Origin of the sequence: Microbacterium sp. C7(2022) (assembly GCF_028823665.1) — a bacterium.
Taxonomy (GTDB): Bacteria; Actinomycetota; Actinomycetes; order Actinomycetales; family Microbacteriaceae; genus Microbacterium.
Genome location: NZ_JAPEHV010000034.1, coordinates 1 through 401 on the forward strand (window position 1 = coordinate 1; position 401 = coordinate 401).

Below are 401 nucleotides of genomic sequence, written 5' to 3' on the forward strand. Positions count from 1 at the left end.
ATTCCCAAATGAACCTGTCCTTGAATAGGAAGGTCGTGATTCGGTGGTCAAGGGTAAAATCATTTCGTGCCTCAAAGCCCGAAAGCTAATCTCCAAAGGTTGCATCTATCATCTGGTGCGGGTTAGGGATGTTGAGTCTAAATCCTCTCCTATTGAGTTAGTTCCGGTAGTTGCTGAGTTCCCTGATGTCTTTCCCGATGAACTCCCCGGTGTCCCTCCTGAAAGGGAGATTGATTTCGGTATAGACCTACTTTTGGTTACTCAGCCTATTTCCATCCCTCCTTATCGAATGGCCCCGGTGGAGTTGAAAGAGCTAAAGGAACAATTGAAAGATTTGTTAGAGAAAGGGTTCATAAGGCCTAGTAAATCACCTTGGGGTGCACTGGTATTGTTTGTGAGGA

At 45.6% G+C, this 401-nt stretch carries 1 protein-coding gene; it reads left to right on the forward strand.

The window, feature by feature from the left end; genetic code table 11:
- Positions 1-43 precede the first annotated feature (43 nt).
- Positions 44-401 (forward strand): hypothetical protein (locus tag ON062_RS13665; RefSeq protein WP_274647692.1); only part of this gene is annotated, 358 nt, incomplete at its 3' end.